Genomic DNA, 12,346 nt, shown 5'->3' with positions numbered 1-12,346 from the left:
ACGGGGGTCTGGATGACCCGTTAAACAGACGCTTACAGAACATTAAAGTTACATCATTTCGTTCAGCGCCTTCTTATAGTTGCCTTTGTAACAAAAAAACGTGAAACAGCAAGGGGTTTACAGACAACCGGCCAATATTCCGACCAACTTCTGTGCCCGTGGGTCCATAAGTACATAAGGCCCCAATGTATTAGTGACGAAACCAAACGCTACATCATGCTCTGGGTCGGCAAAGCCTACCGAGCCGCCTGCGCCGGGATGCCCGAATGCACGCGGGCCAAGGCCGAAGGTGGCATTGGGCAGCTGCGGTTGGTCCAACATGCAACCCAGGCCAAAACGGGTTTGTGTCAATAATGTTTTATCCGGCCCGATACTGTGTTCGCGGGTCAATTGTTCAAGCATGTCGGCTTCGAGCAAACTACCGTCCAATAAGCCGCTATAAAAGCCCGCCAGGCTGCGTGCATTACCGTGACCATTTGCCGCTGGCTGCTGCATACGGCGCCATTCAGGTTTGTTAGTGCTGGTCAGAATAGACGGTGGATTAGCAAAAGCACGCGTCGTCATGGCCGCAGGTTCACGCATCATTACTTGCAGTAAACGCTGTGCCGCTTCATCGCCCATATTGCCTTTGCTACGCGCTATATGTGCCACGCGATAAAACTCTTCATCCGCCAGGCCCACATGGAAGTCCAGCCCCAATGGCCGCGCAACCCGCGCCACGATGGATTCTCCCGGCCCACGCCCATCGGCGCGACGGAGCAATTCACCCACCAGCCAGCCGTAGGTGATCGCCTCGTAGCCATGACCTTGGCCGGGCGTCCACCACGGGGCTTCGGCCGCCAGGGTGTCGACCATCAGTTGCCAGTCGTACAGCGCCTCGGTCGGCAGCATCTCGCGGATCGCCGGCAACCCGGCCTGGTGGCAGAGCAACTGGCGCAGGGTGATGGACTCTTTCCCCGCCGCCGCAAATTCCGGCCAGTAGTTGGCAACGGGTACGTCCAGCTGCAACTTGCCTTCGGCCACCAACTGCAAGGCCGTGACGGCGGTAAACGTCTTGGTACAGGAGAACAGGTTGACGATGGTGTCACTGTGCCAAGCCTCGGCACCGTCCTTGTCGGCGGTGCCGGCCCACAGGTCGACGACGGTTTCGCCGCCTATCTGGATACACAGCCCGGCACCACGCTCCTGCGGGTCATCGAACAACGCGGCAAAGGCTTCACGTACCGCTTCGAACTGGAGTTCGTAATGACCCTGGATCTGCACCTGAACACCCTCGGACAACACAGCAAAAAGTGGCCGACATTGTTCCAGTACTGGTGGGTTTTGTGAACCCGTCAGCCCTCAATCAATGACCATTCCCTGAGTGCCCGCCCGCATGCCCGGCGCCCTGCCCCGGGCCTTTGCCTTCGTGCCCGGCCCTGCCGCCTTCGCTTTCACGCACGGCGCCCGCCGCCTTGGCCTTTTCTGCTTCCTTGCCCAGTTGATCGACCGCCGCCAGGTTGCTTTTGCGCACGCTGTCGACAAAGCCCTGGAACGGCACATCGGTGATACCCACCAGGCCAAAATGGCCGTTTTCACCGTCCAGCAAACGCCCGGTTGCCGGCTGATCCAGGTACTGGAACCAATGCACGCCGACAATCGACGGCTCGGCCATGGCCTGCTTGAGGAAGTTGCCGTACGCCACACCACGGTCCTCTTCCTTGGCCAGTTGGGTCACTCCCCCCCAGAACGGCCCACGGTCAGCCGAGCCAAAGTTGAATTCGGTGATCAGCACTGGCTTATCCAGCGCACGCAGGGTGGCGAAGTCATAACCGTCCTGCGGCTTGAGGGTGTACATGTTGAAGCTCAGCACATCGCAATACTGGGCACAGGACGCCACGGCTTCCGGCGTGCTCACCGCAAAACGACCACCCAACAGCAGTTGGTTGGGTGCATGCCACTTCAGCGAGTCGGAAATGGTCTTGAAGTAGGCATCGGCAAAGGTCTTCTGGAAATACTTGAAGTCCGCTTCGATTTCCGGGTGTTCGGGGTTGGGCATCGGCGGTTCAAAGCCCGGGTCTTCCATCAGCTCCCAGCCCTTCAGTTCGATGCCCCAGGCTTTCGACAGCCCTTCTTCGTTACGGTACTTGTCGCGCAGTTGCTTGAGGAACGCGCGCTTGGCCGGGACATCGGTGGTCATGCGCAAGGTGCCGTAGGCCAAGGCATAGCGGGACTTCGGATCATCACCTGGGCCGGCCCAGGCCAACTCGTTGTCGGCAAAGAAACCGATCAACCACGGATCATCACGGTGATCGCGGGCAGCGATGGCCACGGCGCGCTCGGTGGCCATGGCGAAGCGCGGGTCGAACGGATCGGGCATGCCACCCCACCAGTCGGTGCCGGTGCTGATGCTGGTGTAGTCGCCGACGATCGACAGCGGCAAGGTGTAAGGCACGCGATCGGCACGGGCGAGATCGTCGTCGCTCCAATTGCCCACGGTGTTGAAACCCCAGGCTTGCAGGCGGTCGAGGGTGTGAGTGGTCCAGCGGGTCTGGTCAAACCCGTCACCGCCATAAGTGCGTTGCAGGTTGGCGCCGTAGAAATCGTACCAGCGCCCGGCGCCAAAGCTGCGGCCTTCACCCGCGCCGTTGCCGGTGCGGTTGTCGCCGCTGCCGTAATACTTGTCGAACGGTTCGCCGGCCTTGGGCAGCACCGCGAACATCCATTCACGGCCGGACACGTAGGTCTGGTTGTTGTCCGGGGCCACGGTGTTGACGCCCAGCGAATAGAACGCATGCCCCTCCGGCGTCACCAGGTACCAGCGCCCATCGCGTTTCTCGGTGCGGAAAAACCCGCTGGCGTCGAACGCCGGACCTTTGTTCCAGCCACCGTACTTATCCAACGAGGACTTTTCCCGCGTGGCCAGCCAGCCCTGGAGCTGCTGTTGCTCCTTGGCAGCGGCGGCCTTGAGTTGTTCGTCGCTGCTGACTTTTTCCGGCCAGCGCGCACGGGCGGATTGACCATAGGCATCCACCAATTCGCTGTAGGCAGCCTTCAACACCGGCTCGCTGTCCTGCACGCCAAAGCGCTCCAGCAGGATGCTTTGGGCGGCGTTGGGCTTGATCATCGACAACGTCACCGAAACCACCTGGCTGCGGTCGATTTCACCCGCGCTGCTGGCCAGCAAGACACGCTGGCCGTCTAGGGTGATCGGCATCGGCGGGCCGGCCTTCATGCCCTGGCTCAACGGCGAGTTGGCCTGCAACGGGACCAACAAGGTTTGCGCCGGGCCCGCCGGAAGGTCGATGCGACTGACCAGGGTACGGCCGTCGCTGCTCTGCACCTTGACGTAGAGCGTCAGCGCCCAATCCATCGCACTCTGGATGCGCAGACTCATGGCCCCCGACTGGGACCAGTCCCAGGCGCCCGTCTGTGGGCTGAGCACCAGGCTGGGTTCGGCAGCCGGGTTGAACGTGATGCGGCGCAACACTTCGCCTTCGGGGGTCTGCTCGGCGTTGTACTGCGGCAGGCTGGCGTCCTGGGTCGCCACCTTGACCACATCAGCGGGCCGGACGAAGTTGAACAAGGTCTGTTGCCCGGCAGGCGCGGCCATCAAGGGCGCGGCGAACAGCAGGGCAAAAAGGGCGGGCAGCGTGCGAATCATACGAGCAAGGTTCTCCCAGACGGCCGATGAATGGCCTGATGAAATACAGTGAGATAGACCACGAAGTGGGCGAATCCGCCCACGGTGGCTTAAGAAATTTCGCGCCTGAACGGCGGCAAGGCATTAAGAATAGCCTTGCCATAGCGTTGGGTGACCAAACGGCGGTCGAGCAAGGTGATGGTGCCTCGGTCCTCTTCGGTACGCAGCAAGCGACCGCAAGCCTGGACCAGCTTCAAGGAAGCGTCCGGCACCGAGATCTCCATGAACGGGTTACCGCCCCGCGCTTCGATCCATTCGGCCAACGCCGCCTCGACCGGATCATCCGGCACCGAGAACGGGATCTTGGCGATCACCACGTGTTCACAGTAGGCGCCCGGCAAGTCCACGCCTTCGGCAAAGCTCGCCAGGCCGAACAGCACGCTGGAATCCCCGCCATCCACCCGCGCCTTGTGCTTGTTCAGGGTTTCCTGCTTGGACAGGTTACCCTGGATAAACACTTGTTTGCGCCAGTCACGGTCGAGGCCGTCGAACACGTCCTGCATCTGTTTGCGTGACGAGAACAGCACCAGCGTACCGCGTGAACCTTCCACCAGTTCCGGCAGGTCACGGATGATCGCAGCGGTGTGGGCCGCCGCATCCCGTGGGTCGGCCTTGAGGTCCGGCACCCGCAGCACACCCGCGTCGGCGTGATGGAACGGGCTCGGCACCACTGCTGTGACGGCCTTTTTCGGCAGGCCGGCTCGCATGCGGAAGCGGTCGAAGGTGCCCAGGGCGGTCAATGTGGCCGAGGTTACCAGGCAGCCGTAGGCCACGTTCCATAGGTTGCGGCGCAGCATTTCGGCGGCCAAGATCGGACTGGCGTTGACCTCGATGTCGAACAGCGCACCGCTTTCCGACAGGGTCAGCCAACGCGCCATCGGCGGGTTGTCTTCCGGGTCTTCAACGGTGAAGGCCGTCCACAACTCCCAGTTGCCCTGGGAACGGGACAACAGGCTGCCGAACAGTGGGTACCATTCCTCGGCCTGGTTGCTGGCGATGCCGATGTTGACCTCGCCATCCATGCCTTCTTTAAGCAGGTCGGTGAGGCGGGTGAACAGGTCAGTCAGGCGTGAAAAGCCCTTCTTCAGCTCGATACCCATTTCGCGCATGTGCTCGGGAATCAAACCGCCGACGAACCGATGACGCGGCCGCTCGCGGCCCTCGACGTCTTCACCGGGTTTGAAGTCGGCCACCTGCTCGCAGGCGCTGAACATGAATTGCTGCTGGGTCTTGATCTCCCGCGCCAGTTCCGGCACCTGTTCGATCAGCTTGCCCAGGTCGCCGGGCAGCGGGTGCTGGGCCAGCAACTTGGTGAGGTTCTTCGCGGTGGTTTCCAGCCAGTCGGCAGTGGAACGCAGGCGCGTGTAGTGGGCAAAGTGGCCGATGGCCTTGTCGGGAAGGTGATGGCCTTCGTCGAAAACGTAGAGGGTGTCACGCGGGTCCGGCAGCACGGCGCCGCCGCCCAGGGCCAGGTCGGCCAGGACCATGTCGTGGTTGGTGACGATCACGTCGACCTTGCCCATACCTTCGCGGGCCTTGTAGAAGGCGCACTGGCCGAAGTTCGGGCAATGACGGTTGGTGCACTGGCTGTGGTCGGTGGTCAGGCGCGCCCAGTCGGAATCCTCCAGGGCGGTGGGCCAGCTGTCGCGGTCGCCGTCCCATTTATTACCGGCCAGTTTCTCGATCATGCTGGTGAACAGCTTCTGGCTGGCCTCATCGACCTCGATCTTAAAGCCTTCTTCTTCGAACAGTTGGGCCGTCGCGGTTTGCGCGTGGCCTTCCTGCAGCAATACGTCGAGCTTGGACAGGCACATGTAGCGCCCACGGCCCTTGGCCAGGGCGAAGGTAAAATTCAGGCCACTGTTGCGCATCAGGTCGGGCAGGTCTTTGTAGACGATCTGCTCCTGCAGGGCGACGGTGGCGGTGGCGATCACCAGGCGCTTGCCGGCGGCCTTGGCGGTGGGGATCGCGGCCAGGCTGTAGGCCACGGTCTTGCCGGTACCGGTGCCGGCCTCGACGGCCACGACCGCGGGCTCACCCTCGCGGCGACCTTCGTCGTCGGTGTCGATATCCCCGAGGACCTTGGCCACTTCGGCGATCATCAGGCGTTGGCCATAGCGCGGTTTCAAGCTCTTGGCTTCGAGAAAACGCGAGTAGGCGCCCTGGATCGTGGTTTTGAGTTCAGTGCTGATCATGGATAGTCGGGCGCAAAAAACGCTGGATAAATTTTCAGTGGTTCGGATCGGCGGCTATCATACCCCGCTAATGAATCCCGCGCAGAACGGAGTACCACAATGACCGCGTTTAGCCTCGCTTACACCCTGCATGTATTGGCCGCCCTGGTATGGGTCGGCGGTATGTTTTTCGCCTGGATGATCCTGCGCCCCGCCGCTGTGGCGGCACTTGAAGGCCCTGCCCGACTCAAGCTGTGGGCAAATGTGTTTCAACGTTTTTTCGTGTGGGTATGGATCGCGGTGGCGATTTTGCCGATCAGCGGCATCGGCCTGCTGCAATTGCGCTTCAATGGGTTTGAGACGGCGCCGCGTTATGTGCAGGTGATGATGGGCTTGTACCTAGTGATGACGGCGTTGTTTATCCGTATCCAGGCGTTGAAATTCCCGGAATTGCGCACGGCGGTGGCGGCTGAGGACTGGCCAGCGGGGGCTGCGGTGCTGGGGCAGATCCGCCGGTTGGTGGGGATCAATTTGATCGTGGGGTTGGTGGTGGTGGCGATTGCTTCGGCTCGGCCGATGTTGTAGTGAGCGGGCTTGTTGTGGTGAGCGGGCTTGCCCCGCGCTGGGGGGGCGAAGCCGCCCCAATCCAGTCACCGCGTGTTTGCAGTGAGAAACAGGTCGTACGATTTTAGGGCGGCTTCGCCCCCCAGCGCGGGGCAAGCCCGCTCACTACAACCGCTGAATGGTCACAGTGCCTGCAGGCCCAGCCGGCCCCGGCTGCCCTTCCAACCCTGGGCGGCCCTTCTCGCCACCATCGGCGCGGTACACCAGGCAGCCTTTGGACTGGCCACCCTTGCCAGGCTTGCCCGCCGTGCCGGCCAAACCACCGGGACCACCGTCCACCCAGACCTTGATCTGCTGCGCCGGGAAGTCCTGCGGCAACTCGACCCGCACCTGCGCGCCAGACGCGCCAGGCAAGCCATCACCGCCGTTATCACCATTGGCGCCGCGACCGGCCGAACCCCAGGTGCAGCCTGGATCCACGCCATTGGCTCCGTCCAACCCGGAATAACCCTGTGCACCAGCGCCGCCACGGGCGTCTACCGAGAGTTCTTCAGCGGTCAATGAGTTGATGCGCAACGTCAGGTCACGCCCGGCCTTGGCCGGTTTTTCGTGGGTGCCGGGCGCGCCGCGCGAGGTGATCTGGCTGCCGTGGTCCAACTGCGCGTGGCGCACCTGCAATTGCAGCGCGGTGTTGCCGGGCACAATGGCGATGCGGGCGTCGCGGCCCAGGTGCAGCTCATCCACCGTGACCTGGCTGATGGTGGCGGGGATCAGCAAGGTGCCGTAGTCCGCCACCTCCAACCGCTCCAGTTGCAACACGCTGGTACTGCTGGGCAGGCGCATCAACGAGTTGGTTTCCACACTGACGCTTTGAGCCAGGGCAACAGGGCTGACCAACAGGGCCAGCAGTAAAACCTTACGCATCGTGGAGCTCCCCTGAAAATTTTCAAAAAATATTTCTAGTTTTTCTTTGGATGCACAGTAACGACTTCCACAGGCGCTTTGCCAGTGAAGGATCAAAAAAGTTGATAAAGGGGGCGGATTGGCAGCAATGCCCCTGTGGATCGCACAGGGGCAAGGGCCGTCAGCGGTTGATCTGAATTTCCGTGCGGCGGTTCAAGGCGCGGCCTTCGGCGGTTTTGTTATCCGCGACCGGATGGCTTTCACCTGCGCCGGTTACCGCGACAAAATTGCTGCGCGGCACGCCGGCACCGATCAGATAGTCCGTGACCGAATGGGCGCGTTTTTCCGAGAGTTTCTGGTTGTAGGCGTCTTTGCCGACGCTGTCGGTGTGGCCACTGACCCGCAACTGGGCGCTCGGGGCTTCCTGTTTCAAGCGCGTGGCGATGGTATCGAGCTTGGTTTTGTCCGCCGCCGTCAGCTTGGCCGAGTCGAACTGGAAGTGCACATCGCGGATCACGATGGTTTCTTCCTTGACCACGACGACTTCCTCAACCACGGCCGCTGGCGGTGTCGGTGGGCAACCATTGGCATCCACCGGCACACCTTTTGGCGTGCCTGGGCACTTGTCACGGCTGTCCGGCACACCATCGCCGTCTTCGTCGCCATCGCCGTGCACCCAGCAATAGGCGCCGGCCATGCCGCCGATCAGCAGCGCACCCGCGCCCGCGTAGGCCGAGCTTTCAGTGGCACCGATCGCCGCACCGGTCACACCGCCAAGGGCGGCGCAGGTGGGCCAGTCGGTTTTTTGCAAACCTGCGCAACCTGTCAATACTCCGGTTAGCAGAACCAAGGGTAGAGCTGTCCGCATGATGCTCATCTGATTTCTCCTGAGGGGATCGGCGGGGGCCGATGGGTGGAGTAAAGACGGCTCTTTTCATCTGCGCCACTACGCCGCGCCCCTGTATTCATTGAGGATCGCCGCATTCGTAGGACTTTTCACAGCCGCCCGCTCTAGGCCCGCACGCTCAGCCGCGCTAGTCTCTACGGTCCTGATGTGAGGATCTCTGATGACCGCCGGTATTTCTGCCCGTACCCCCCAGCAAGCCTTGGCCGCCTTGCTCGATCTGCACCAGCCCAAACGCCTGCTGCTGTTGGGCGCCAGCCAGTTCCCGGCGCTGGAGGCTTTTCAAAAAGCCCACCCGGATACCCAGGTGTCCATCGCGGCACCGGGCGCGTTGCCTACAGAGCTTGCCGCACAGCGGTTTGACCTGGCGCTGGTGGTGGACTGCCTGGAGCACCTGTCAAAATCGCAAGGCCTGACCCTGCTTGGCGGCATCCGTAACCTGAATGCCAGCCGCATTGCGGTGCTGGTGGACCTGGGCGCCTGCGACTGGAAGGACACCGACTTCTTCTCCCTGGCCCTGCAGGCCGGCGAGCGATTCCAGCGTGATGAGCAGGTTCTGACGCTGTTTACCTACGATCTGCTTGACTATAAACAAGTGCCGGACTGGCTCAACGCCCGCTTCTGGGCCAACCCGGAAAACTTCGGAAAGTATTGGTGGTAACCCGATGAGTACATCCATTTGCCCCTGCGGCAGTGGCAACCTGCTGGATGCCTGCTGCGGTCATTATCACGCCGGGCATCCGGCACCTTGCGCCACCGCGTTGATGCGCTCGCGCTACAGCGCCTATGTGCTGGGCCTGGTGGACTACCTGGTCGCTACCACCCTGCCCGCGCAACAGGCTGGTCTGGACCGAAATGCCATAAGCGCCTGGAGCGCCCAAAGCACCTGGCTCGGCCTGGAGGTAGAAAGCTCCGAGGTGTTCGGCGGCCAGCCGGAACACGCCTTCGTGACCTTCACCGCACGCTGGCACGACAGCAACGGCGAACATAGCCACCGCGAGCAGTCTTCTTTCGTACAGAATGACGGGCGCTGGTACTTCATCGACCCGACCGTGGAAGTGAAGGCCGGACGCAACGATGCCTGCCTGTGCGGCAGCGGGCAGAAATTCAAGAAGTGCTGTTCCAGCTACCTCTAACAACTCTAAGGATTAACGCCATGCTTCGGATGTACAGCTTGATGCTGGCGTTAGCCCTCGGTTTGAGCGGCTGCGCGTCGTGGTTTGAAGACGACTCCCCACCGCCCCACGTGTCGCTGGTGAAAGTCGAAGTGGTGCGCGCCAAGCTGCTGGAGCAGAAATTCAAGCTGTACTTTCGCGTAGATAACCGCGACGACGCCGACCTGACTGTGCGCGGTTTGATCTACAAGGTCACCCTGGGCGACTTCGTGCTGACCGAGGGCGAGTCCAATGAGTGGCTCACCGTGCCGCCGCGCAGTCATAAATTTTTCCGGGTGTCGGTGCGCACCAACCTCTGGCCGCAGATCCGTGATGTGGTGCAGATGCTGAAAAATCCCGACCAGCCCGTGCCGTATCGCTTGGATGGCGAGCTGAAAACCGGATTATTCATCGGTTATGACGTGCAGGTGAACCACAATGGCGAGATAATCCCCGGCGATTTTATTCCGGAGCGACATCGATGACTCAGCAACCCCATGTCCATGGTCCTGACTGCAACCACGATCACGATCACCATGATCACGACCACGGCCATGTCCACGGCCCGAACTGCGGCCACGCTCACCAGGAGCCGGTGCGCAATGCCTTGAAGGACGTGGGTCGCAATGATCCTTGCCCGTGCGGCAGCGAGAAGAAATTCAAGAAGTGCCACGGGGCTTGATGCCCCAACCTGTGGCGGGCTTGTTGTGGTGAGCGGGCTTGTCCCGCGCGGGGCTGCGAAGCAACCCTAAAAACTGACAACGCGTTGTATCTGTAATACTGCCGCGGCCTTAATGGGGCCGCTGCGCAGCCCAGCGCGGGACAAGCCCGCTCACTACATACCCCCCCTGCGCGAGCCTCAGGATCGGCGTTGGAACTGCAGCTCCACTTCCAGCCCTCCTCCCTCCCGATTACGCAACCTCAACCGCCCGTCATGCGCCTTGGCGATGGTGTGAGCGATGCTCAACCCCAAGCCATACCCACCGGTCTCGGCATTGCGTGAGCCTTCCACCCGGTAGAACGGCTCCATCACCTGTTCCAGCTGTGCCTGGGGAATCCCCGGCCCTCGGTCGCTGATGAGAATTCTCAAGCTATCCGCCTGGTCCTCCACCCGAACCACCACCTCACTGCCATAACGCACCGCGTTTTCCAGCAAGTTCTGCACACACCGCTTGAGGCTGCGGGCGTACCCTGGCAGTGGCTGTTTGGCCCGGCCTTCAATCACCACGTTCTCGCCCACGTCTTGCAGGTCCGCTTGCAGACTCTGCAACAACGCATTGATATCGATGTTCTGTCGCGCCTCGTTGATTTCGCCACTGCTGACAAAATCCAAGGTGCTGGAAACCATGTGCTCCATTTCCTCCAGGTCACTGCGAAAACGCTCCTTCGTGCGATTGTCCTCGAGCATCTCGGTGCGCAGACGCAGGCGTGTGATCGGTGAACGCAGGTCGTGGGAAATGGCCGCAAGAAACCGCGTGCGCTCGGCGATGTTGGCGATCAGCCGCTGTTGCATGGCATTGAAGGCCTGGGCGGCACGGCGCACTTCGGTAGGGCCATCCACCGACAACGGCGGACGCTGGATATCCCGGCCCAGGGCTTCGGCCGCCTTGGCCAACGCGTTGAGCGGGCGGATCGCCAGGCGCACCGCCACCAGAGCGATCAGCACCAATACCAGTACCCGCAGCAAATAAATGCGCATGACGTAATCGAACACCAGGTCCAGCGGTGAGGTGCTGGTCCAGCCCTGTTCCTCGCTGGCATCCACCTGCAACCAGCGGCCGTCGGGCAGGCGCAGGTCGATCAGAAACTGCCCCACCACCGGTTTGGAACCCAGCAGGGTCGACAGCCCGGCGGTTTGCCCTTCGCCATCCACCAGCGACAGGCGCAACAGGATCAGCGTCTGGGCGTAACCGGTTTTTTCCGACAATACCTTCTTGATCAACCGTTCGGTGGGCCGGTCGCTGTCGTGAAGCGTGCTGGGCGTATTACTCGCCTGGTCGCTGACGGTCAGGCGGAAGGTCGGCGTGTCGAGCAGCTTGATCAGCAGGTCCGCCTGTTGCGGGTCGCTGTGCACCAGCCGCACCACGTCCGCCAGGCGCGTGGCGATCAAGCGCGCAGGGATTTCCAGCACCTGCCCATGGCGCCGGTCGTACCAGATGCTGCTGGTCAGCGCCTGCGCCGCGAGCATGCCGCTGACCAAAATCAGCACCAACCGCCCGAACAGCGAACGCGGCAGCAGTCTCACGATTCCAGTACCACATCATCGGCGGTGAGCATGTAGCCTTCGTTGCGCACGGTCTTGATCAGCCCCGCCGGCAGTTGCGAGCGCAGGCGGCTGACACACACATCGATGGAACGGTCGAACGGCGTGCTGTCCTTGTCGAACACGTGATTGAGCAGGAAGTCGCGGCTCAGCGGGCGATTGGGGTGCTGCAACAGCAGGCGCAACACGCGGTAATCGGAGTTGCCCAGGCTGACCACCACACCCTCCGGCGACAGTAACTGCCGCGCCCGCGTGTCGAGCTGCCAGCCGGCGAAACGGATGCTCGGCGCTTCATCCAGGCGCGCGCGGTCGGGAAAGCTCTGCACCCGGCGCAACACCACCTTGATCCGCACCAGCAGCTCACGCGGGTCAAACGGTTTGGGCAGATAGTCGTCGGCGCCGATTTCCAGGCCGACGATGCGGTCGATCAACGAGCCTTTTGCCGTGAGCATCACCACCGGCGTGTTGGAGTTCACCCGCAGTTCGCGGCACAGGCTCAAGCCGTCTTCACCGGGCAGCATCAGGTCGAGGACGATCAGGTCGATGACATTCAGCGCCAGGCGGCGGCGCATTTCCTTGCCGTCGGCCGCAGTGGAGACCTGGAAGCCGGCGTCGCTCAAGTAGTCGCAGAGCAACTGGCGGATTTGCGGATCGTCATCAACGATCAGCAGGTGGTCTTGCTTGGCCATGGGCAGTCAATCC

Annotated in this window: 12 protein-coding genes; 5 read left to right on the top strand and 7 right to left on the bottom strand. The window is 61.9% G+C overall.

What is annotated here, in order from left to right:
• Positions 1-117: 117 nt before the first annotated feature.
• The 3 genes from RB216_RS06505 to dinG form a co-directional block, all read right to left on the bottom strand.
• Complete coding sequence (locus tag RB216_RS06505) at positions 118-1,263, bottom strand: EstA family serine hydrolase (RefSeq protein WP_028619243.1); 1,146 nt, start codon at positions 1,261-1,263, stop codon at positions 118-120.
• 82 nt (positions 1,264-1,345) lie between these two features.
• Entirely contained in the window at positions 1,346-3,643 is a 2,298-nt protein-coding gene (locus RB216_RS06500; RefSeq protein WP_308908441.1) for a beta-galactosidase, read from the bottom strand.
• A gap of 89 nt (positions 3,644-3,732) precedes the next feature.
• The gene (gene dinG / locus RB216_RS06495; protein WP_028619241.1) at positions 3,733-5,877 is read right to left on the bottom strand and encodes an ATP-dependent DNA helicase DinG; all 2,145 of its coding nucleotides are present in this window, start codon (positions 5,875-5,877) and stop codon (positions 3,733-3,735) included.
• A 99-nt stretch (positions 5,878-5,976) separates the two neighbouring features.
• On the opposite strand from dinG, the gene RB216_RS06490 reads away from it, so the two are divergent.
• A complete protein-coding gene (locus RB216_RS06490) occupies positions 5,977-6,441 on the top strand; it encodes a CopD family protein (protein ID WP_028619240.1) in 465 nt (154 codons plus the stop codon).
• A gap of 144 nt (positions 6,442-6,585) precedes the next feature.
• Here RB216_RS06490 and RB216_RS06485 read toward each other — a convergent pair whose 3' ends face one another.
• Together RB216_RS06485 and RB216_RS06480 are read right to left on the bottom strand one after the other, a co-directional pair.
• Entirely contained in the window at positions 6,586-7,344 is a 759-nt protein-coding gene (locus tag RB216_RS06485) for a hypothetical protein (protein WP_028619239.1), read from the bottom strand.
• Positions 7,345-7,504: 160 nt separating this feature from the next.
• Complete coding sequence (locus tag RB216_RS06480; protein WP_028619238.1) at positions 7,505-8,200, bottom strand: PA1041 family peptidoglycan-binding anchor lipoprotein; 696 nt, start codon at positions 8,198-8,200, stop codon at positions 7,505-7,507.
• Between the two features lie 190 nt (positions 8,201-8,390).
• Here RB216_RS06480 and RB216_RS06475 point away from each other — a divergent pair, with 190 nt between their 5' ends.
• The 4 genes from RB216_RS06475 to RB216_RS06460 are packed head-to-tail and all read left to right on the top strand — an operon-like array spanning position 8,391 to position 10,063.
• Complete coding sequence (locus RB216_RS06475; protein WP_068931527.1) at positions 8,391-8,888, top strand: DUF6231 family protein; 498 nt, start codon at positions 8,391-8,393, stop codon at positions 8,886-8,888.
• Between the two features lie 4 nt (positions 8,889-8,892).
• The gene (locus RB216_RS06470) at positions 8,893-9,363 is read left to right on the top strand and encodes a YchJ family protein (RefSeq protein WP_236321075.1); all 471 of its coding nucleotides are present in this window, start codon (positions 8,893-8,895) and stop codon (positions 9,361-9,363) included.
• A 20-nt stretch (positions 9,364-9,383) separates the two neighbouring features.
• The gene (locus tag RB216_RS06465; RefSeq protein ID WP_028619235.1) at positions 9,384-9,866 is read left to right on the top strand and encodes an LEA/WHy family protein; all 483 of its coding nucleotides are present in this window, start codon (positions 9,384-9,386) and stop codon (positions 9,864-9,866) included.
• The gene (locus tag RB216_RS06460; protein ID WP_003189235.1) at positions 9,863-10,063 is read left to right on the top strand and encodes an SEC-C metal-binding domain-containing protein; all 201 of its coding nucleotides are present in this window, start codon (positions 9,863-9,865) and stop codon (positions 10,061-10,063) included. The genes RB216_RS06465 and RB216_RS06460 overlap by 4 nt, the downstream gene beginning before the upstream one ends.
• Before the next feature lie 177 nt (positions 10,064-10,240).
• Here the strand turns inward: RB216_RS06460 and RB216_RS06455 are convergent, their stop codons facing one another.
• Both RB216_RS06455 and RB216_RS06450 read right to left on the bottom strand, forming a co-directional pair.
• The gene (locus RB216_RS06455) at positions 10,241-11,626 is read right to left on the bottom strand and encodes an ATP-binding protein (RefSeq protein ID WP_308908440.1); all 1,386 of its coding nucleotides are present in this window, start codon (positions 11,624-11,626) and stop codon (positions 10,241-10,243) included.
• Positions 11,623-12,333, bottom strand: coding sequence for a response regulator (locus tag RB216_RS06450; protein WP_028619233.1), 711 nt, complete (start codon positions 12,331-12,333; stop codon positions 11,623-11,625). Before RB216_RS06450 ends, RB216_RS06455 begins: the two co-directional genes overlap by 4 nt.
• Positions 12,334-12,346 lie beyond the last annotated feature (13 nt).

This window comes from Pseudomonas canadensis, from assembly GCF_030980095.1.
GTDB classification, from domain to species: Bacteria; Pseudomonadota; Gammaproteobacteria; order Pseudomonadales; family Pseudomonadaceae; genus Aquipseudomonas; species Aquipseudomonas canadensis.
Note: the sequence above shows the minus strand (reverse complement) of the source record. Positions and strands in the feature narration are given on the sequence as shown.